General features: G+C 49.7%; 20 protein-coding genes. 4 read left to right on the forward strand and 16 right to left on the reverse strand.

All coding sequences use genetic code 11. The features are described from left to right. Positions 1-21: 21 nt before the first annotated feature. From SPL68_RS05305 to queG, 13 genes are all read right to left on the reverse strand, one after another. Positions 22-1014, reverse strand: coding sequence for a family 43 glycosylhydrolase (locus tag SPL68_RS05305; protein WP_323814035.1), 993 nt, complete (start codon positions 1012-1014; stop codon positions 22-24). A 193-nt stretch (positions 1015-1207) separates the two neighbouring features. After that, positions 1208-1990: a type I methionyl aminopeptidase gene (gene map / locus SPL68_RS05310; protein ID WP_323814036.1), complete on the reverse strand. Its 783-nt coding sequence runs from the start codon at positions 1988-1990 to the stop codon at positions 1208-1210. Continuing rightward, the gene (locus SPL68_RS05315; protein WP_323814037.1) at positions 1983-2183 is read right to left on the reverse strand and encodes a ParD-like family protein; all 201 of its coding nucleotides are present in this window, start codon (positions 2181-2183) and stop codon (positions 1983-1985) included. Before SPL68_RS05315 ends, map begins: the two co-directional genes overlap by 8 nt. 75 nt (positions 2184-2258) lie before the next feature. After that, positions 2259-3329 carry an SGNH/GDSL hydrolase family protein gene (locus SPL68_RS05320; RefSeq protein WP_323814038.1) on the reverse strand — a complete coding sequence of 357 codons (1071 nt, stop codon included), beginning with the start codon at positions 3327-3329 and terminating at the stop codon, positions 2259-2261. Between the two features lie 94 nt (positions 3330-3423). Then, positions 3424-4287, reverse strand: a complete 864-nt coding sequence (locus tag SPL68_RS05325; RefSeq protein ID WP_323814039.1) for a sugar phosphate isomerase/epimerase family protein — start codon at positions 4285-4287, stop codon at positions 3424-3426. A gap of 90 nt (positions 4288-4377) precedes the next feature. After that, positions 4378-6111 carry a GMC family oxidoreductase gene (locus SPL68_RS05330; RefSeq protein ID WP_323814040.1) on the reverse strand — a complete coding sequence of 578 codons (1734 nt, stop codon included), beginning with the start codon at positions 6109-6111 and terminating at the stop codon, positions 4378-4380. Between the two features lie 76 nt (positions 6112-6187). Further along, positions 6188-6832, reverse strand: a complete 645-nt coding sequence (locus SPL68_RS05335; protein ID WP_323814041.1) for a gluconate 2-dehydrogenase subunit 3 family protein — start codon at positions 6830-6832, stop codon at positions 6188-6190. A 151-nt stretch (positions 6833-6983) separates the two neighbouring features. After that, complete coding sequence (locus SPL68_RS05340) at positions 6984-7763, reverse strand: alpha/beta fold hydrolase (protein WP_323814042.1); 780 nt, start codon at positions 7761-7763, stop codon at positions 6984-6986. Then, the gene (locus tag SPL68_RS05345) at positions 7760-8848 is read right to left on the reverse strand and encodes a DUF2817 domain-containing protein (protein ID WP_323814043.1); all 1089 of its coding nucleotides are present in this window, start codon (positions 8846-8848) and stop codon (positions 7760-7762) included. The genes SPL68_RS05340 and SPL68_RS05345 overlap by 4 nt, the downstream gene beginning before the upstream one ends. A 77-nt stretch (positions 8849-8925) precedes the next feature. Beyond that, the gene (gene fos / locus SPL68_RS05350) at positions 8926-9324 is read right to left on the reverse strand and encodes a fosfomycin resistance glutathione transferase (protein ID WP_323814044.1); all 399 of its coding nucleotides are present in this window, start codon (positions 9322-9324) and stop codon (positions 8926-8928) included. Between the two features lie 18 nt (positions 9325-9342). Further along, positions 9343-9492: a hypothetical protein gene (locus SPL68_RS05355; RefSeq protein WP_323814045.1), complete on the reverse strand. Its 150-nt coding sequence runs from the start codon at positions 9490-9492 to the stop codon at positions 9343-9345. Positions 9493-9757: 265 nt separating this feature from the next. Further along, positions 9758-11212: a decarboxylating NADP(+)-dependent phosphogluconate dehydrogenase gene (gnd, locus tag SPL68_RS05360; protein WP_323814046.1), complete on the reverse strand. Its 1455-nt coding sequence runs from the start codon at positions 11210-11212 to the stop codon at positions 9758-9760. A gap of 261 nt (positions 11213-11473) precedes the next feature. Then, the gene (gene queG / locus SPL68_RS05365; protein ID WP_323814047.1) at positions 11474-12610 is read right to left on the reverse strand and encodes a tRNA epoxyqueuosine(34) reductase QueG; all 1137 of its coding nucleotides are present in this window, start codon (positions 12608-12610) and stop codon (positions 11474-11476) included. 203 nt (positions 12611-12813) lie between these two features. On the opposite strand from queG, the gene SPL68_RS05370 reads away from it, so the two are divergent. Both SPL68_RS05370 and SPL68_RS05375 read left to right on the forward strand, forming a co-directional pair. Next, positions 12814-13476 (forward strand): hypothetical protein, encoded by a 663-nt coding sequence (locus tag SPL68_RS05370; RefSeq protein ID WP_323814048.1) that lies wholly within the window; start codon positions 12814-12816, stop codon positions 13474-13476. 148 nt (positions 13477-13624) lie between these two features. After that, positions 13625-14359, forward strand: coding sequence for an SIMPL domain-containing protein (locus SPL68_RS05375; protein WP_323814049.1), 735 nt, complete (start codon positions 13625-13627; stop codon positions 14357-14359). 16 nt (positions 14360-14375) lie between these two features. Here the strand turns inward: SPL68_RS05375 and SPL68_RS05380 are convergent, their stop codons facing one another. Genes SPL68_RS05380 through SPL68_RS05390 form a run of 3 tightly spaced genes read right to left on the reverse strand, consistent with a single transcriptional unit; the run spans position 14376 to position 17222 of the window. Further along, a complete protein-coding gene (locus SPL68_RS05380; RefSeq protein WP_323814050.1) occupies positions 14376-14951 on the reverse strand; it encodes a DUF7010 family protein in 576 nt (191 codons plus the stop codon). A 59-nt stretch (positions 14952-15010) separates the two neighbouring features. Beyond that, positions 15011-15385 carry a PilZ domain-containing protein gene (locus tag SPL68_RS05385; protein ID WP_323814051.1) on the reverse strand — a complete coding sequence of 125 codons (375 nt, stop codon included), beginning with the start codon at positions 15383-15385 and terminating at the stop codon, positions 15011-15013. 19 nt (positions 15386-15404) lie between these two features. Then, positions 15405-17222 carry a DUF1631 family protein gene (locus tag SPL68_RS05390; protein WP_323814052.1) on the reverse strand — a complete coding sequence of 606 codons (1818 nt, stop codon included), beginning with the start codon at positions 17220-17222 and terminating at the stop codon, positions 15405-15407. 245 nt (positions 17223-17467) lie between these two features. Between SPL68_RS05390 and SPL68_RS05395 the strand changes: the two genes are divergently transcribed. Then, complete coding sequence (locus SPL68_RS05395; protein WP_323814053.1) at positions 17468-19012, forward strand: NAD(P)H-hydrate dehydratase; 1545 nt, start codon at positions 17468-17470, stop codon at positions 19010-19012. Between the two features lie 14 nt (positions 19013-19026). Beyond that, complete coding sequence (tsaE, locus tag SPL68_RS05400) at positions 19027-19485, forward strand: tRNA (adenosine(37)-N6)-threonylcarbamoyltransferase complex ATPase subunit type 1 TsaE (RefSeq protein WP_323814054.1); 459 nt, start codon at positions 19027-19029, stop codon at positions 19483-19485. The last annotated feature ends 117 nt before the right edge of the window (positions 19486-19602 follow it).

Below are 19602 nucleotides of genomic sequence, written 5' to 3' on the forward strand. Positions count from 1 at the left end.
AACTTATTTATTGACTGTGCTCTATTTTTTGGTCGTATTTTTAAGCTTTTTAATATGCTCGGGGAAATCGCCAATACCTTGAGTAGTACGTTTGATCGGCTGAATAGTCCCATCATCATTGAAATATAAATATTCTGCCGTTACGTGACGCTGTTTTTTATGGCAACCGGGAGTTTCAAACCAGCGGTGATAAAACAAAATCCATTGGCCTTGGTATTCAACAATTGAATGATGGTTGTTGCCGTGTTCCTCATTCATTATTTCACCCTGATATTTCCACGGGCCTTTGGGTGATTTGGACGTGTAGTAAGTCAGCACCCGATTATTTTCCGGCATGGTGAAGTAATAGAGTCCGTTGCGTTTAAATACCCAGGGGCCTTCCATTTTCGGCTCATGGCCGCCCATATCCATTTTTTGCAGGCCGCCTTTTATACTGAGTAAATCATCAGCCATTTCTGCGACTTGATAATCAGCGCCCATGCCGTGGAAATACAAATAGGCTTTGCCGTCGTCATCGATCAATAAGCTTGGATCATTCGCATAAGGCGTAGTAAATAAAGGCTTGCCGATGGCGTCTTTGAAGGGGCCTGTAGGTGAATCGCTTACGGCTACGCCCAAGCCCATCCATTTGGTACTTTTTTCTGGATTAATTCTGTCTTTGTAGCCGGTGCCAGCAGGGAAAATTAAATAATATTTTCCATTTTTGTAGGCAGCGTCTGGCGCCCAGGCAAAATTATCTGCCCAGCTAATATCATCAACGGATAATAAAGGCCCGTGGGTTTTCCAATCGACCAGATTGGACGATGAAAACGCATACCAGTCTTTCATATGAAAGTCTTCCTGGCACTCTTCATCGTGCGATGTATAGAGATACATTTTTCCGTCATTCCACACATGGCCAGAGGGGTCGGCGGTGCGAATATTGTTGCCAAAATTTAACGGATTTTGTGCGCTGCTAGTTGCGGCCTGAAGTGAAAGTAATAGCGCCGCAGTGGTAGTAATAATAGTTTTCATGATTATTTTTTCCGGTAGTTGATGATTGCCAACCGAAAAGCCTTGCCGAATAAATGCTATTTATTGTGATAATAATTTTTTGCTTATTGTATAAACACGAATGATTACTGCGCTGACCTTTCCTGTCCAGCAACTATGCGTTTTTTTACATACGAGTAAAGCAGAAGTGTTTAATTCGTGTGTGGAAGGTTAATTAGCTTACAAAATGAGGTTCGTTGCTGCGCAGGGTTAAAACTTCATAGCCATCAGCGGTAACGGCGATAGTGTGCTCCCATTGAGCAGAGAGTTTTTTATCGCGTGTGACAACCGTCCAGCCGTCGCGTTTTACTTTTGTTTTTGCTTCGCCTTGGTTGACCATAGGTTCAATCGTAAATGTCATTCCTTCGTGCAATACCATGCCTGTATGAGGTTTTCCGTAGTGCAGAATTTGCGGCTCTTCATGCATTTCACGCCCAATACCGTGGCCACAATAATCACGCACGATTGAATAACCTTTGGTGTTGGTGTGTTGTTGTATGGCATTGCCTATATCACCCAGGGTTGCCCCCGGTTTTACTGCGCGAATGCCTTTCCACATGGCTCTGTAGGTTTCTTTAACCAGCTGCATGGCAAGGGGAGATACTTCACCAATCATGTACATTTTGCTGGAGTCGGCAATAAAACCATTTTTCTCAAGTGTGATATCAACATTAATAATATCGCCATTTTTTAGCAGTTGAGTTGCCGATGGCATTCCGTGGCAAACCACATCATTGATGGAGGTATTTAATGCAAAGGGATAATCGTATTGGCCTTTGCTGGCGGGGCGCGCCTGAAGGTTGTTAACGATGAAATTTTCCACCAGATTATTGATTTCCATGGTGGATATGCCCGGCTGCATGTGCGGATCGAGAAAGTCGAATACCGATGCGAGCAAGCGCCCGGACTCACGCATAAGCACTAATTCGCTGCTGCTTTTGATGATGGGTTCATTCATGGAGCACAGCCTCATCATTAACTAAGCGCAATTGTTCGCGCAGGATTTCTGTGTAAGTGAGGCCGGGATTAGTTTCGGCAAGCATGCCGATTTTTATCCAAAATTCTGCTTGCGAATTAATTGAGCGCACCATGGTTGAGCTGGCTTTGCGAATTTCCTCGTGCAACTCATCGCTGATTTTGACAATGCCCATAATTACCTCAATATGCGAAATGTATATGAATCGTATATTGAGGTGGCTTTTTTGGCAAGGGACGATTTTGGGGAATTACCAGACTTTGTTTGAGCTCAGGTAATCCGTCAGTATCTTGGCAAGGGTTTCATCATCTTTAGCGGATGGATGCCAATGACAGCCTTGGAAATCCAAACCGCTGAAAATAATTGAATCGATCTTTTTCATGCCTGATGCTTTTAATTGTTCCAGCACCTTACCAACTTGGTTGGCAATTTCGTTTTCGACGTTGGTTGATGCCATCAAAATAAATTGCGCTTTTGGATTTTTGCGCTGCAAAGATTTTACAAGCTCAACGTATTTGTTGATGTAATCCTGTTGCAGTTCTTCACGGGTTTTCCAGCGTTCACCGTCTTTGAGTTTGGTGGAAAAATCGTTAGTCCCCAAGCCGATCACAACTACTTGTGGCTGCCAATCGCTGTTGTAAACGTAATTGTTGCTGTAAAGCGTAAACGGGTAGAGGCCAATCAGACTTTTATCCGGTGAATGGCCATCGTAATTGCGCACTATGCCAAAACCGGAAGATGCGTTGATTTGGTAGTCCGCATTGAAATGTTTGGCGACCAGCGGTCCAAACGCAACTTGTGAATTAGTGGTTTCAAATAACTCTTCGTTAGTGCATTCACGGCTCGGCGATACATTGCCGTAACCAACAGTGTAGGAATCGCCAATAAATTCAATCTGGCGTTTGCGCTTGGGAAGTTTTGCGGGCTTGTCATCGCTATAAAAACCGAGGAAGCGGCCACTGCTGGATTGGGTTTCGCTGATTTTTTCCAGGCGCACCTGATGTTTTCCTGCGCTTAAGCCGGGGACTACATAATCTTGTTTGCCGGGTTTTTTGATCAGAATGGGTTTGTTGTTATCAACAATTAATTGAAAATTATTTTGGTCGTCATCAAACTTAACTGTAAGCGAATCGCCTTTAAATGCAGTTTCAAAATAGACTGCTGGCCATGAGTATTCATAGTGTTGCTCGCCGCTCACATTGCTGACCAATACACGCCCACCTGTATGAGTAGGTAATTGTTTGAATTCTGCAGCCTGCACAGCCATGCTGGCATTCAAAGTTATTCCGGCGACTAAAATGCCGATGCGAGTCAGGTTCATATGTTCTCCAGTGCGTTATTGTCGTTGTCTTTAGTATTGTTTACTTAAAATAAAAAACGCCGCAGTGCGGCGTTTTTTGTGCGGCGCAAATGAATTATTTTGAATCAGCAATAATTTTTTGCAAGCCTTTCAGTGATGCTTCTACGCTTTGCATAGGTGTCATACCTTCTGGATACACTTCTTGCTCAACTACGAACCAGAGTGTGCCGCCGTAGGTTTTGTTGGCTTCGATCAGCGCTTTCCAGTCGGTGGTGTCTTGGCCAAGAATTGGATTCTCTTTGTTGCCTTCGTCCGGCGCAGCGGCTTTGTAGTGAGTGGTGATGGTACGGCCAGGGTAAGCCTTAACAAAATCAACAGGGTTTTTGCCGGCAACTTCAGTCCAACCCACATCTTGTTGCATGATCACATCTTTCGATGTGTTTTTACCAATCACATCCCAAGGGGTTTTGCCCATTTCACCGAGCATTTCCGGCTTATGGTTGTGGTAGCCAGTGTGCATACCGTGCGCCGCTAATTTTTTCTGAACTGCTTCCAGATCCGCGGCAACTTCTTTTGCACCTTCAGTAGTAAATGCGCGTTGATCCATTGGGATGATCAAATAATTACAGTCGATTGCTTTGTAGAAAGCGACGGTTGCATCAAAATTTTCGGGTGATAATTTATCAAAATGTACGTGCGCGCCAGAGGCTTTTAAACCGGTTTTTTCCAAAAAGGCTTTTAAACCTTTTGGATCTTTTTCGTAAGGGCCAAAGTTGCCAGCGAATTCAATGCCTTGAAAACCCATTGCTTTGAGTTTTTTCAGTGTGCCTTCAAAGTCGGCTGCAACTGAATCTTTAATTGACCAGAGTTGCACACTTAATTGCGGCGATGTAGGTGTAGGCGCATCTGCAAATACGGCACTGCTCATGCTTGCTGCTGCAACCAGTGTTAAGGCTTTTATTGTTTTTGATAGTGTCATCTTGTGCTCCTGTGTGGAAATCGCTTTTGGGTGATTTCGTATTAATTGTTAATGTCTGTAGTGAATATTAATTATCAGCCTTGTGGTTAGTTAAATTTTTCCGAGCTTCATTTGCGCTACTGCATAATCTACCGCGCGCGCAGTAAGCGCCATATAAGTTAAGGATGGATTTTGCGAAGCGCTTGAAGCCATGCAACTTCCATCGGTAACAAATAGGTTGGGAATATCGTGCGTTTGGTTAAAACCATTAAGCACTGATGTTTTAGGATCTTTACCCATGCGCGCTGTGCCCATCTCGTGAATGGCGAGGCCGGGGTGCCAATCTTTTTTTGCATCGATTTTTTTCGTTACATCTTTTACGCCAATGCCTTCCAAAATTTCGGCAGCGGTGTCGGCGATGTTTTCAAACATCTTCCAATCGTTTTCGGTGAGTTCACATTCAATGTGCAACTGCGGCATACCCCATTTGTCTTTCAGGGTTGGATGCAGGGAAACCTGATTTTCGTAGCGCGGCAACATTTCGCCTGAACCGCCCAAGCTGAATATCCAGCCGCCAGCATTGCGAATTTGTTGTTTATAGTCCACACCAAATCCATCGCGTTGACCGAGGCTGTTCCAATCTTCACGGAAGGCTGCACCGGTTAATTGATAGCCGCGTAAAAAGTTGGAATTCATTTCACTGTAGTTAGTAAAGCGTGGCATAACCAAACCAGTGGGGCGGCGACCGGAATAGTATTCGTCGGTGAAACCTTCTACGCGGCCAGATGCGCCAGCGCCGTAGAGGTGGTCCATCAAATAATGGCCGAGTGCGCCAGACGAGTTAGCGATACCGGTTGGAAAGCTTTCGCTCACCGAGTTGAGCATAATCTGCGTGGTGCCGAGTGTAGATGCACACAGGAAAACAACCTTGGCAAAATATTCGCGCGTCTCCATAGTTTCGGCATCAATCACACGCACACCGGTGGCGCGATTGGTTTTGGGGTCGTAAATCACGCTGTGCACAATACTGTTGGTGGTAATCGACAAATTATTGGTCGCCAAGGCCGCCGGCAGTGTTGAGCTTTGCGTAGAAAAATAGGCGCCGAACGAACAGCCTTTTTGACACTCATTGCGCGCTTGGCATTGAATGCGCCCCTGCGCTGTATGGTGCGGTGCTGGCACAGATAAATGCGCGGTACGGCCCATAATTAATTTGCGCGTTTTCCATTTTTTTTCGATGCGCGCTTTCATTTCTTTCTCTACCGCGTTCATTTCAAACGGCGGTAAAAATTTACTGTCAGGCAAAATTTCCAGATTTTCTACCGAGCCGCTAATACCTGCGTGGGTTTCAACGTAGTCATACCAGCTTTCAACATCTTTGTAGCGAATCGGCCAGTCTACGCCGTGGCCATCGCGCGCGTTGGCAGTGAAATCGTGCTCTGCCCAGCGGTAGGATTGGCGATGCCAGAGCAGGGATTTTCCGCCCAGCTGATTGCCGCGAATCCAGTCGAAAGGTTTATCTTTAGGCGTGCTGTAGGGATAGTCTTTGTCGTTGCCAAAAAAATGTTTAGTTGCATCGCTAAATGCGTAACATTTTTTTTGCACGTAATGCTGTTCATCGACAATGCTGTTTTCCACTTTGCCGCGAAATGGCATCTGCCAAGGCTTAATGCCTTCGCCGACATAATCTTTGCGATGTTCAACCGGACGGCCGCGCTCGACCATCAGAGTCTTTAAACCTTTCTCGGTTAATTCTTTCGCGGCCCAGCCGCCGGTGATACCGGAACCTACCACGATTGCATCAAATACTTGGGCGCTTTTTTTAATGTAAATACTGTTACTCATGAAAATCTCACCTGACTAAATTCAAATAATATTGGCCGCAGCCAAGAGTGTCGGATTGGGTAATTAGGCGAATGCTTTATTGCGGAAGCGCCCAAGCTTTGCCGACATCTTTGAATTTGAAATTGCCTTTGTAGCCGCCGGGAATTGCGAGGTAAGCCAATTCCTGAGTGGCGCCAATTTCCGAGGTGTAATAGCCGAAGGTGACCAGCGCTTTTAATTGCTTGATAAAGTGGCGATCGTTTTGGGTAAAACCATCAGCCGCTTTTTCCATACTGGTCAGTAATTCAATTTGTTCAGTTTTGTTTGCGCTTAAAAAAGATTTTTTAACGCGAGATTGCGCAGCAGTGTCGATAGTTTTTAAACCAGCGAATAATTCTTGCTGCTCTGCAGGTGTCGCACAGTAGGCGATGAAATGATTAATAAAATCATGCACGCCTGCAGCAATGGCACCGGGAGTATCGGTAGTGGGAATAATAATTTCACCCAGTTCACGTACCAGTGCTAACTGATCTGAATTTAACAGCGTTTTTTTACTGCGCGATAAATCGGTAGGAGGCGTTACGCTAGCGGCAAGTGCAGAGAGTGAGCTGCTGGATAGAACCAAGCCACAGGCCAATGCAAGTTGTTTGATTGCCGAGCGGCGCGAGTTGTTTATCTCCTGCTCCTGGGATGTAGCTATGTCTTCCGCGACTAATGGAATAAGCAGGTTCGGTTTGTTCATTAAGAGCCTCGATCGTTATTGTTGCGCTGCTCATTGCGGTCAGGTGCACGGCAAACACGGTATGAATCCAGCCTCTTATTAGGGCAGGTTGCGATCAAGTCTAGTTGGGCGATGGGTTAAGAGGGGTTTATATTTGTAAATTTGTAATCGTTTACATCGCATTTTTACGGCGGTTTGATGCACTTTTCGCCAGCCAATTAGCAATCTGCTGCGCCGTCCAATCCGGGGCATCCATCGGCAAGTCGTGACCGGCGGATTTATGCAGCGCAATCGGCCAATTAAATTGGGTGGCGATGGCTTCGCTGGCACGTACCGACACCATACGGTCACTGGTGCTGGCCAGAATTAACCCATCGGCCTTGCAGGATGCTTGCGGGCGAAAAGCTGCCGCTGCACGCAGCATCGCAATAATCGTCGCGCGCGATACCGGGTGCTGTTGTTGGATGTGCAACCACTGCGGCAAGTAGTGCGCGCGAACCTCTGGCTTGTTGCTGACAATATTCAAAACTCCCGCTTCGCGCGTGGGCATAGAGGCAAATAGCGCGCAGATCATGCCCGCCCATGCGCTTGGGCGTAAACGCCACCAAAATGGCTGGCTACCAGTGCTGAAGTTGATAAGTACTAACCCTTCTATTTCCTGCGGGAAACGCTGCGCCCAATCCAACGCGATCATGCCGCCCATGGAAATGCCGACGAGATAAATTGCATCGCCTGATGCATTGATTTTTAAGCGCGCGAGTTCGCTGCGTGCGTGGTCTGTCATTGCAGTGATGGAGCCAAGCGCTGGCTGCGAAAAATAATGCCCACAGCCGGGAAAATCGATGCAGTGAATTTGCACTTCATCGCCAAGATATTTTTGCAATTGTTGCGGGAATTCAAACCAGTGCGCCGCCTCGCGCGCAAGGCCGCGCAATAACACTATGTGCTTCATGTAAACCATAAACTCCGTGCGGTTTGTTTTAACAATCCAGTCTGTTTTTCATCTGGCAGCCAATTGTGATTATTGAGCGTGGCGGCGAGCATAAAATCCAGCAGCACAATATGGCGGCGCAACACCCGCGTAAGGCGATGCTGCATTTGCGGATTAAATAATCCCGCAAAACTGAAGATTTGGCGCGGACTTTTTTTCACCCACATCCAGGAGCCCATCTCCAATGTAAGCGGTAAAAAATGCGTTTGCTGCTGCGCGCGCGACTGATAATAAAAATAATCCCACAAATCACCGTGGGATAAATAATGAATCGATTGCGGCTCAAAAATATAAGTGTGATTGGGGTAGCTGCGCTCCCACAGCATTTTCAGTGCGATGTATTCGGCGATATTGCCAATCGCTTTTTTGCGATACGCGTGCGGAAACCAAAGCCGATCCTGCATGCCCAAGCCCGAGTGCAAATCAATTGTCGCTGCAAAAGGGCGATTAAAAATTTGCCGCTGTAACACTTGCTCCAATGCGATATTTTCAATTTCCATCTGCCCGCGTTTGCGCCCGCGATACCAGGGCAAAAACGCCCCGAGTCTGTGACCGCCACCAAGCAGTGGCACAGCACCTTCGGCATCTATCGGCGCATTGCGATTTAAATCCACGCCATTGCCATTGGCGCGTTGATTCAAGTACATACCGACCGGATTTAAAATCGGCAGCAGCACTAACTGCATCTGCGTGAGTTGCTGTTGCAATTGCGCATCCCACTGCAATCGCTCCAACAGCGTATGCAGCCACGCAATCAATACCTGACTGCCAATGCGTTCAATGCCGTGCATGCCGCCCGTCATTAACAATGTAGGCGCTGAAGGATCTTTATTGCCGAGTGTAAGCGAGTAGAGCGGAAAGTTACCCCACTCGGATTCGAGCAGCGTTTCAGTGCGGGTGTGAAGGTGCTGCGGAAATTGTTGAATCAGCCGCTCAAGCTCCAGCAATTCAGGAATTTTTTGCTCAAAACGGCGGCGCTCAGCATCGCTGCGTAAATGACTGGCCGACGCACTGGCAACATCGGAATAAGGCTGCTGAACCGTCATAGGCGCGCTCCGCAATTGACTGTGGTATCAGCATAACGGTTTTTCACCCGCGCTTTCTTGACGCTTTTGTGACAGTATCAATACCAAATCAGTCCTTTGTACGGTTTCTCTTTTAATGAATCCAAACGGCTTTGTAAGTCGCCACAATGAATTTCCAATTTGTGTCCATCTGGATCGAGAAAATATAAAGAGTCGCCTTCACTGGTGTTCTGCTTCCATTCCTGAATTCCGGCTTCACATAGTTTTATCGCAATTGCGCGGAAATTTTCTGGCGCACAATCCAGTGCGATATGTGTGTAATCAGTTGCCGGCGCTGTTTTATCAAGCGATAAGCAAAGCCACAAATTTCCAAGTGTGAGATAGGCTCCTGCATCCCAGCGCACATGAGGTTTAAATCCCAAAAGTTGGCAATAAAAATCAAAAGAAATATCCAAATCGGAAACAGCAATGGTGATGTGATTGAGTCCGGTTAGCATGAGGTTGTACCCAGTGAATTAAGATTTAAGCCACTTCCTGAGTTTTTCTTTGACTTGCGCATGCGTGAGTACATTTCCTTTCTTTATGGCTTCTTCTCCTTTTTTAATTCCCTCTAATATCGAATTGGTTGAATTATCTTGTGACGCGTTATCGGTTCGTTTTTTCATGGCATTACTCAATAAATTTTATCGGTGTAAATGTAGGTTGGGGTGAGGAACGAACCCCAACATGACCATCTCTCCGCAACCACCAACACCAAATTCGTGTACCGTTGTTTTTCTTATTAATTAAGTTATGTGCGGTTTGCGATTACGAATGTTGGGGTTCGTTCCTCACCCCAACCTACGGGAAAACGATGACTGAACACACCAACAAAAAACCCGAACCATTTCTGATTCGGGTTTTTGTTTTTCTCACACCGCGTTTAAAAAATTAAACGTTGTAGGTGGTCGATGCGGTGTTGCCGCCGCGACCGGTCCAGTTGGTGTGGAAGAATTCGCCGCGTGGTTTGTCGAGGCGCTCGTAAGTGTGCGCACCGAAGTAGTCGCGTTGGGCTTGCAGCAGGTTTGCTGGCAAGCGTGCAGTGCGGTAGCCGTCGAAGTAGGTCAGTGCTGAAGTGATTGTTGGGGCCGGGATACCGTTAACAATCGCAGCAGCAGCAACACGACGCCAGCCAGCTTGAGCTGCATCAACAGTTTTTGCGAAGTGATCATCCAACAGCAGGTTTTTCAATTCAGGATTCTTATCGAATGCTTCTTTGATGTTGCCGAGGAATGATGAACGAATGATACAACCGCCACGCCACATCAGAGCGATGCCGCCGTAGTTCAGGTTCCAACCGTATTCTTTCGCCGCTTCACGCATCAACAAATAACCTTGAGCGTAAGAAATAATTTTTGAAGCGAATACTGCATTGCGTACGTCATTGATAAAGGCTTGTTTGTCAGCGGTGATGGTCACAGCTGGGCCTTTGATAATTTTCGCAGCTTCAACACGTTCAGCTTTTTGCGATGACAAGCAACGCGCAAATACTGCTTCAGAAATCAGAGTGAGAGGTACACCCAAATCCAGTGCGATTACACCAGTCCACTTACCGGTACCTTTTTGGCCAGCGGTGTCGAGGATTTTCTCAACCAGTGGTGAGCCATCTTCATCTTTATAGGCGAGGATGTCGCGGGTGATTTCGATCAGGTAAGAATCGAGTTCACCTTTGTTCCACTCGGCAAATACTTCGTGCATTTGATCAGCAGTCAGGCCAGCTACGTCTTTCAGCAGTTGGTAGGCTTCACAGATCAATTGCATGTCGCCGTATTCGATACCGTTGTGAACCATTTTCACAAAGTGGCCAGCGCCGTTCTCTCCAACCCAGTCACAGCAAGGTGAGCCATCGGCTACTTTGGCGGAGATGTCCTGGAAAATGTCTTTCACGTATGGCCAAGCTTCTGGTGAGCCGCCGGGCATGATGGATGGTCCAGTCAATGCGCCTTCTTCACCGCCGGATACGCCGGTACCGATGAAGCGCAGACCTTTACTCGCCAAGTAAGCGGTGCGACGGTCAGTGTCGGGGAAGTGAGTGTTGCCGCCATCGATAATGATGTCGCCTTCTTCCAGGTGTGGAATCAGTTGCTCAATAAAGTCATCTACCGCTTTACCGGCTTTTACCATCAGCATAATTTTGCGTGGTTTTGCCAAAGAGGCTACCAGCTCTTCAATGGAGCGTGCACCGCGAATGGTTTTGCCCTTGGCGCGGCCTTCGAGGAAGGCGTCTACTTTTTCAACAGAGCGGTTGTAAGCGGTAACTGTATAGCCTTTGCTCGCCATATTCAGGATGAGGTTTTCACCCATCACTGCCAAGCCAACCAAGCCTATATCGGAATGTGATTTCATAGTAGTAATAGCCTATCGTTGTGGTTGATGTCCTGGCTCGCAGGGACAGTTCAACAGGGCAGTCCTGGTCGTCATCAAAACGAACGCTGACCTGGTAAAACCCCAGGGAGCAGTGATTGACCGATTCTATCTAACGGCGCCGCTCTAACGGCAGCGCTCTTGAAGGGGTGCGTATTATTCCTGTTTGCGCGCCAAAAATACAGTCGATAGCGAAAACTTCTGGCTATTAAGGGATTGAGCGGATCAATTTGCGGGTGAATGTTACTTTGCGGGTGAATCTTGCTTGATTTTGCGTTTGCGGCGGCGCTCAGGATTGGCCTGCTGCGCCAAGGCCCAGTCGATGTGTTCTACCACCAATGGTGATGCCTGTGCCTTTTTGTCGTTCAGCGCCTGAATGATGCGCTCATCAGTCGGCGCATTGCCCAAACCCACGGCGATATTTCTCTGCCATCCCTCATAACCCACGCGGCGAATTGCCGAGCCTTCGGTGCGGGTTAAAAACTCCTCTTCCGTCCAGTTAAACAGATCGACCAGATCGCTGTCGGCCAAGCCGTGGCGCGGTAAAAAGTCGGTCTCGTTGGTGAATTGCGCGTATTTATTCCAGGGGCAGATGGCCTGACAGTCGTCGCAGCCAAAAATTCGGTTGCCGATGGGCTCGCGGAATTCTTCGGGAATGGCGCCTTTGTTTTCGATGGTGAGGTAAGAAATACAGCGGCGCGCGTCCAGTTCGTAGGGGCGCGGGAAGGCATCTGTGGGGCAGACTTTCAAGCAGGCGGTGCACTCGCCACATTGATTGGGTTGTTGTGGTTCATCAACCGGTAGTGGGACGAAAGTAAAAATCTCGCCGAGAAAAAACCAGCTGCCAGCCTTATCGTTGATGATCAGCGTGTGTTTGCCCGTCCAACCCAGTCCCGCTTTTTCCGCGAGCGGCCGCTCCATGACGGGTGCGCTATCGACAAAGGCGCGGTTTTGGCCTTTAAAGGGCCTCTTGTCTTTGAATGGATAATCCTCAGGCAGTGCATCATCAATCTTTTGCGCGAGCACACTCAAGCGTTTGCGGATCAGCTTGTGGTAGTCGCGCCCGAGCGTATAACGGGAGATATAGGCTTTGGTCGGGTCTTTAAGGATTTTGATTTGCGCGGTGTCACCGGGCAGATAATCCATGCGCACCGAAATCACCCGCACTGTGCCGGGCAGCAATTCCGCCGGGCGCGAGCGTTTATTGCCGTGCGCTGCGAGCCACTCCATGCTGCCGTGATAGCCCTTGGCCAGCCATTCGTGCAGGCGAACTTCAGCGTCGCTCAAGTCGATATCGGTAATACCGACTTGCTGGAAGCCAAGTTCGCGGCCCCAGAGTTTGATATCAGCGGCGAGTTGGTGGAGGTCGAGGTTTGGCATGGCTGCTCGTTAACAGAGGGGGTGGGTGTATTTTGCCAGAATTAATGAACGGCAGTTTGTCATGCTCTGGGGGGATAGTTGATGTGTTGTTTGATTTTAAGAATATCGTTAGTGCTTATCGTAAGAGTGGTTTGTTTTTTGCGTGCGCTAATCGTTGTTGTTGCTTGCAAAAATTCCCTATGGCTACCGAAGGAGTGATGTATATGAACGCCTATTTCCATTCCGGCAAACGTTTCCTGTCTTTCTATTTTCTAGCATCAGTAGCGTTGTTTTTTCTGATCCTGTATCTGTCGATCAGTCCGGCACGTGCAGCATTAATTGATTTTAATGATTTCGTTTACGTTCCACCCGAAGATCCTCAGTGGTATGACACGCCTATCACGGATCAGTATGTGTCGCAGGGGATATTAGTTCAGGGAGGTTATTTGGGTAAGGCATATTATTCCTCACAATATGATCTCGAATTTTCGCAGTATTTATTCGGCTCTAATTTTATGAAGATTAAATTTGTCGATGAACACTTGCCCGTATATGTGGCGATGATCGTCAGCTCGGCTTTTGATTACGCCAATACCATTAACTTTTATGGTCCAGGGGGATATCTGGGAAAAATAATTACCTCCGGTTCAATGGGTATGGAGATCAATGAGCCTTACCGCCCCCAGCAGCCGATTTCATTTGCCGCGGAGGGGGGGATTTCTGAGATTACCTTCAGCGGTTATTACAATATGCGTTGGGGCACCTTAATCGACGATTTACAATTTGAGACATCCATTCCTACGAGCGTTCCTGAATCAAGGCTATTATGGTTGTTCAGTCTTGGCATGCTGATGTTAATTTTGTGCAGATATAAGCGATCAGCATAATGCGTGGATAGATGTGAAAAATGTAAAGAAAATCGAGCAAAAGGGCAGCAAAAGGCTGCCCTTGTTTTTTGTACACTCTTTAACATGTTGTTTCGTTAAGGTTCAGTTTTGCGGGTTAGACTGAGGTTTATATTTTACCAAGGAGTTAATGATGAGATTGCAGCAGTTTGCTTTTGTCCTAATGGCGTTTTGCCCAATAGTGTTTGCCAGTCCCTTGCCCGAACAGCCCCATGTTTATGTAGAAGGCTCGGCGGAGATTGAAGTTGAACCGGACATGATGACCTTTACTTTGAGCATTCAAAAGGTTGATCTGGATTTGGCTGCAGCCAAGGCCGATGTGGATGAGCGCTCGCGGCTGCTTATCGATACGGTGAAAAAATTTGGCATCAAGGCCAATGATATAGCTACTACTGCATTAAATATCCGCCCCGAATATGAATACAAAGACGGCCAGCGTGTGTTGACTGGCAACAATGTATCGCGTCAGGTCGACATCAATTTGCGCGACATAAAAAAATATCCCGAAATGATGAAGGCGATGGTGGATGCAAAAATTTCGGAAACCATCAGCACCAATTTAACTATCGCCGACAAAAAAGCAGTGGAAGAAAAAGTGCAGGATGCCGCTATGGCTGACGCCAAAGCACGCGCCAATCGCTTGGCAAAATCCCAGGGAAAAACGGCGGGCGAGCCTTGGTCAATTTCCGAATTTAACAATCGCGGCAATGAGCGTTGGGAACTGCTGCCCAATCGTCAGTTGATGGGCAACTCAGCGGTGATGAAGGCCGATTCCGCCACCCTGCAGCGCGCTGCCAGCGAGCCGTTTGAGCCGGGCGTGATGAAAGTCAGCGCGCAGGTGTATGTGGTGTACTTACTGAAATAGTCTGCTCAATTTGTTGTTAAGCGTGGCGTGGGTTTGCTGATTTTTGCAAACTGCGCCAGCGCTGTTCCAGCACCGCAATCGAGATCACATAAATACCGACAATAATTGCTGGAATCAGCACAAAAGAGTGATCTGGGTAGAAGAACCAAGCCAGCACAATTAACAGGGTGCGCAGGATGGTATGAAAAAAACCAATCCAGTGTTGCACCATCCAGGAAAATGGCAGCCACATCAATCCGGTAAGAATCCCCACACTCATTGGTAGCGAGCGGTAATCCTGCAAGAAGAAGGGAATCGCAATGCTGTACACCAAAAAAGCCATCAGCACCGTGATCAAAAATAAGGTGTCGAATGGATTTTTCTCGCGATGAAAAAACGGCTCACCGGTTATTTTGCTCAGTAGCATTGCGAGATAAACAATGCTGCCGGTGGCGATAAACACCAGTAGCGATTTGCCCATTTCCGAGTGAATGAAATTGCTGCCAATGCCGATCAAAATCCAGCAGATGATGCCCGCCAGCGGCATATTTAAAAAGCGGCGCTGCTGAAACTGGTGGCGTGCGCGGTTGAGGTCCGGGGTGGTAGTAGTCATAGCAATCTCCTTAGCAATAGTGATGAATTCAATTTGCGGCTGATAGGACTGGCTTATTGTTATGGGGTATTGGTATTTGTGTTTGTACCGGTATAGATTTGCGCGATAAATTCTTTCCATTCGACTATGTCGGTGCCAACGGAATCAAACAGGCTGAGGCCAATGAGAAAATCGCCATCAGTATGCGGGCGGCACCACTTCACTTCAGTGACCAGCAGAAATTGGCGGTCACTGCTTTCATCGCGAATACAGCAGCGCAAAATGATGTCGCTTTCGATGGCTTGATGGCTAATGGCGCGTATGCCATTTGCAGAAATATCCAAACTTTTGCTTACGACGAGCGTGGGTTCGCCGTTGGCGGATGAGTCGAGTTCGATAATCAAGGTGAGCTGATTGTCGAGGCGGAATTCCTGACGTTGTTCATTATTATTCATGGGCGTCCTCCCCTGCGGCTCAGGTGACATCGCGGCGCAAACCGCGAATCACTTTGGCCAGTTGGTCTTCAAAGTTGTCGCCGTTGCGCAGGATTTTGATCTGCTCGCTGGCGATCTGCGCAATCAGTTGCTCGCGGGTCAGTTCGGCGAGTTTGCGCCCGACCTGATCGGCAAAAATATACTTGCCGCTGGAGCTGATAATCACCGATAGCTTGGCGCGTAATTTCTCGCCAGAGTCAGTATCCTGACTGATTTCCAGCCAGGCGCCAACCTGTAATTCATTCACGCTTTGGGTCGCCTGCTGTTGTTTAGCGAGGGCTTCGGCGGCTTGGGTGGCGGCTTGTTCGATGCGCAAACGTTCAGCTTCGGCGGCTTGCTCGGCTGCGCGGCGTTTCTTTTCGTCGGCCAGTGCGCGCGCTTCATTCATGGCTTTGCGCGCGGCGGCGCGGCGCGCTTCCAGTTGTTCCTCCATCCGCTGTTGCTCTGCAAGGCGCGCGCGTTCAGCAGCTTCGGCGGCGGCCTGTTGCTGGGCGATAAACGCGCGTACCAGCTGCTCGGCTTTGTGTTTCTGTGCCAGTAATTGCGCGTGCACACCGCGATTGGCGCGCTCGATCAGTGGCGGCAACAGATTGTTGATCACCTCGGCGGGCGATTGCATTGGCAGCGGGCGCGCAATGCCGGTCGAGAGGCAGAGCGCAAAATCCTTGGTGGTTTTGTTCATCACCTTGCGCCCGGTGTGATCGACAAACAACAGCTGATCCAACTCGGGATTTTTCAGTGCCAGCTTGCAGCGAATGTCGGTTTGATCCTCACCGGCAAACAGAATCCAATCGCCAAGCGCGATATGTTCGGTTTGCTGTAACAGGGATTTAGGGATGTGCGTGTGCAGATCGCTCTGCCCGTTGGGGGTGGCGAGTTCAGCAAAGCGCGAACACGGCTGGGGCTGTTTTTGGATGGCTGCCATCAGGCAGCGATTGAACTGTTCGACCAGCTGCCCATAGGCTTGAGCGTTGCTACTCGGGTGTTCAAGGCTGCGCTCCAATTCGGCGAGCACCAGCGGGATCTGCTCGTACAGCAGTTGCTCATCGACCTCTGTGTCATCGCAGCTGAACAACTGCCCGAGTGCGGGTAACAGCCGCTGCCAGCTTTTCCACAGCGGCAGCTGCGCCAGCTCATCGGGCGTATTGTTGAATGCCCAATATTGCAGCTCGCTTTTCAATGTGCCGCTGATGCTGTTGTGCAGTTCATCGGGCAGTGGGCGCTGCGCCAAGTGGCGGTTGATGCTATCCAACACGCGGGTTTCCGCGCTGATGAGTTTCAGGTTGGCCAGCTCGGTTTCGCACAGGCGGGACTCCAGCAGCGCAGCGCGTTTGTCTTCACTCGCGAGCCAGCTGGTGAAGCTCTCCAGGGTTTGGTTGAGGTTGGCGGCGCCGGCGATCTGCGCTTCCTCGCTTCCCGACCAGTAGAGACACGCGAAGGAGAAAAGCGCGCTCAGCTTATCGAATAGCTGCTGGTTGGGTTTTGAATCGCGTAGGCACCAATGGCTGGCGGGCAGGGCGATGGTCGCCAAAAACCGGCGCAGTGGATGGGTTTCGTTGCAGTAAAACTCATCGCTACTGGCGATATAGGCGAGCGCAATGGGTTTGAATTCGGCGAGCAACGGTTGCAGCTGGTGATCCCAGGGGTTGGCTTGGGTAAAACGATCAAACCATTCGCTGGCCAGTTGTTGGCGCAGCTGGCTGGTATTGCCGGTTTCTGCGGCGGCGATACTGGCAAAGACTTCGCCCAGTTGTAATGAGTCGCCTTCAGTGATGGCGTGCAGGGTAAATTCTGACATTCGATTCCGTGGTCGTAGAGGTTGTAGTCGCAGGTAACGAAAAATGAGACAGCAGGTGCGACAAAGCTATCCTTCAATATTGCTGCCTAATGATCCCACTATAGTCAACGCGGCTGGTTGCCGCCGTATTTTGCCCGTTATTCGGGTAACCTCGCATTGGCAACTTGCGTATAATCGCGCCCATTCATTTCTATATCCTTGTCTATATTCTTGGGCTCACAGCCTGCCTATATTGGTCGCGCTTTATGAAAATTACCGCTTCATCCTCCTTTCTTTGCACAAATGGGCTTTACACAAGTGCGCTTTACACAAGTGGCCTTTACACTGCCGAGCAGGTCTACGCACTGGATGCCGCTGCTATAGCCAGTGGTATTCCCTCAATTCAATTGATGAAACGCGCTGGGCGCGCAGCCTTTGAGTTGCTGGTGGAGCGTTTCCCTGCGGCGGAGCAAATCAGTATTTACTGCGGTGCAGGTAAAAACGGCGGCGATGGCTATGTATTGGCGGCATTGGCGGCGCAGCGGTTGTTGCCAGTGCAGATTATTCAGTTGACTGCACCTGAAAAGCTTACCGGCGAAGCGCGCCAAGCCTATGAGTTTGCCTTGCAGGAAGGCGTGCCTATGACGCCGTTTGCGCAAGCGGTTGCGCCGACAACAGGTGTGATTGTGGATGCGCTCTTGGGCATTGGCCTGCGCGGCGCGCCAAGTGACGAGTTTGCCCAAGCGATTGAACAGATCAACCACAGCCGTTTGCCAGTGCTGGCGCTGGATATTCCCTCTGGCTTGAATGCCGATACTGGCGCAGTTGCCGGTGCTGCGGTACAGGCAAGCCTCACTCTGTCATTTATCGCGCTTAAGCGCGGATTGCTGACTGGTCGCGGTGCGGCGCAATCTGGTGAGTTAGTACTTGCTAATTTGGATGTGCCTGCAGCGACTTATGATGCGGTATCGCCCTGTGCCGAGCGCTTGGCTTTAAGTGAGCTGACTGAGCTGCTCGCCCCTCGCGCGGCCGATGCTCACAAGGGCGATTTTGGCCATGTAATGGTGATTGGTGGCGATACCGGTTTTGGTGGCGCCGCACTGATGGCTGCCGAAGCTGCCGCGCGCACTGGCGCAGGCAATGTAAGTGTGGCGACACGCCCCGAGCATGTGGCTGCGATTCTGGCGCGCCGCCCAGAGATCATGGCTTGCGGTGTAGTCTCTGGTCAGGAGTTGGAACCGCTGCTGACTCGCCCGACTGTATTGGTGGTTGGCCCGGGGCTTGGGCGTTCGCCCTGGTCAGAGCAAATGTTACAGCAGGCGGTTAAATCCGGTTTGCCGCTGGTATTGGATGCTGACGCGCTCAATATTCTCGCTGAAGGTCGCGTTGTGCCTGCGGCTAAGCATCAGCAACACAGCCCTTGGTTGCTCACGCCGCACCCTGCTGAAGCTGGGCGATTATTGGACATCACCACCGCCGAAGTACAGGCGGATCGCTTTGCGGCAGTGCGTGCGCTCAGTGAGCGCTACAACGCCAGCGTGATATTAAAGGGCGCAGGCAGCTTGGTTGCGGCAGATGATGGCGTGATTGGCGTTGTCACTGACGGCAACCCCGGTATGGCCAGCGGTGGCATGGGCGATGTGCTTTCGGGCATTCTCGGCGCGCTTATGGCACAGGGCTTAACGGCGACAGATGCAGCGCGCTTGGGCGCAGTGGTTCACGCCTGCGCGGCAGATCTGGCGGCGGAAGATCAGGGGCAGCGCAGCCTGCTTGCAACTGACCTGATTCCTTACCTCGGCCAATTGCTCTAGGCGCGGGGTTGATCATGCCGACTTATCTGGCTGCAAATGAAGTTGAAATGGTTGCGCTGGGCGAGCAGCTCGGGCAGGCATTTATCCGCTATACCGGCGCGCTCAGCGTGCATCTGCTGGGCGATTTGGGCGCCGGTAAAACGACCCTGACGCGCGGCATACTGCGTGCCTTTGGTCACACAGGCGCGGTGAAAAGTCCGACTTACACACTGGTCGAGGTCTATGAATTGGCCGCACGCACGCTCTATCACTTCGATCTATACCGTCTCGGCGATCCGGAAGAGTTGGAGTACATGGGCATCCGCGATTACTTTGCCGATAACACCCTGTGTCTGCTCGAATGGCCTGCGCGCGGCACAGGTGTCTTGCCTGCGCCCGACTTGGTGATCGACATCAGCGTCGCTGGCGAAGGCCGTCACATTGATGTGCGCACTGAATCCGCTGCGCTCAGCGCATTATTGCCTCCCTCCTGAATTACCTTTCTTCTGGCCGATTGGTCCAATCCTGCACGGGCGCTTTCCATCATTATGGTGGCGCTTAAAGCTTTATATTGGTGAAACTTCAGTTCATGCCCTAGGCTTATTGGATCA

This window comes from Cellvibrio chitinivorans, from assembly GCF_035117775.1.
GTDB classification, from domain to species: domain Bacteria; phylum Pseudomonadota; class Gammaproteobacteria; order Pseudomonadales; family Cellvibrionaceae; genus Cellvibrio; species Cellvibrio chitinivorans.

Excerpts from the sequence above, each read along its gene's own strand:
- SPL68_RS05315 (WP_323814037.1), bottom strand. The coding sequence starts at position 2,183 with ATGGGCATTGTCAAAATCAGCGATGAGTTGCACGAGGAAATTCGCAAA.
- SPL68_RS05395 (WP_323814053.1), top strand. The coding sequence starts at position 17,468 with ATGAAAATTACCGCTTCATCCTCCTTTCTTTGCACAAATGGGCTTTAC.
- SPL68_RS05345 (WP_323814043.1), bottom strand. The coding sequence starts at position 8,848 with ATGACGGTTCAGCAGCCTTATTCCGATGTTGCCAGTGCGTCGGCCAGT.
- SPL68_RS05330 (WP_323814040.1), bottom strand. The coding sequence starts at position 6,111 with ATGAGTAACAGTATTTACATTAAAAAAAGCGCCCAAGTATTTGATGCA.
- map (WP_323814036.1), bottom strand. The coding sequence starts at position 1,990 with ATGAATGAACCCATCATCAAAAGCAGCAGCGAATTAGTGCTTATGCGT.
- tsaE (WP_323814054.1), top strand. The coding sequence starts at position 19,027 with ATGCCGACTTATCTGGCTGCAAATGAAGTTGAAATGGTTGCGCTGGGC.
- SPL68_RS05380 (WP_323814050.1), bottom strand. The coding sequence starts at position 14,951 with ATGACTACTACCACCCCGGACCTCAACCGCGCACGCCACCAGTTTCAG.
- SPL68_RS05325 (WP_323814039.1), bottom strand. The coding sequence starts at position 4,287 with ATGACACTATCAAAAACAATAAAAGCCTTAACACTGGTTGCAGCAGCA.
- fos (WP_323814044.1), bottom strand. The coding sequence starts at position 9,324 with ATGCTAACCGGACTCAATCACATCACCATTGCTGTTTCCGATTTGGAT.
- SPL68_RS05370 (WP_323814048.1), top strand. The coding sequence starts at position 12,814 with ATGAACGCCTATTTCCATTCCGGCAAACGTTTCCTGTCTTTCTATTTT.
- SPL68_RS05305 (WP_323814035.1), bottom strand. The coding sequence starts at position 1,014 with ATGAAAACTATTATTACTACCACTGCGGCGCTATTACTTTCACTTCAG.
- SPL68_RS05355 (WP_323814045.1), bottom strand. The coding sequence starts at position 9,492 with ATGAAAAAACGAACCGATAACGCGTCACAAGATAATTCAACCAATTCG.
- SPL68_RS05335 (WP_323814041.1), bottom strand. The coding sequence starts at position 6,832 with ATGAACAAACCGAACCTGCTTATTCCATTAGTCGCGGAAGACATAGCT.
- SPL68_RS05390 (WP_323814052.1), bottom strand. The coding sequence starts at position 17,222 with ATGTCAGAATTTACCCTGCACGCCATCACTGAAGGCGACTCATTACAA.
- SPL68_RS05385 (WP_323814051.1), bottom strand. The coding sequence starts at position 15,385 with ATGAATAATAATGAACAACGTCAGGAATTCCGCCTCGACAATCAGCTC.
- SPL68_RS05375 (WP_323814049.1), top strand. The coding sequence starts at position 13,625 with ATGATGAGATTGCAGCAGTTTGCTTTTGTCCTAATGGCGTTTTGCCCA.
- queG (WP_323814047.1), bottom strand. The coding sequence starts at position 12,610 with ATGCCAAACCTCGACCTCCACCAACTCGCCGCTGATATCAAACTCTGG.
- SPL68_RS05320 (WP_323814038.1), bottom strand. The coding sequence starts at position 3,329 with ATGAACCTGACTCGCATCGGCATTTTAGTCGCCGGAATAACTTTGAAT.
- gnd (WP_323814046.1), bottom strand. The coding sequence starts at position 11,212 with ATGAAATCACATTCCGATATAGGCTTGGTTGGCTTGGCAGTGATGGGT.
- SPL68_RS05340 (WP_323814042.1), bottom strand. The coding sequence starts at position 7,763 with ATGAAGCACATAGTGTTATTGCGCGGCCTTGCGCGCGAGGCGGCGCAC.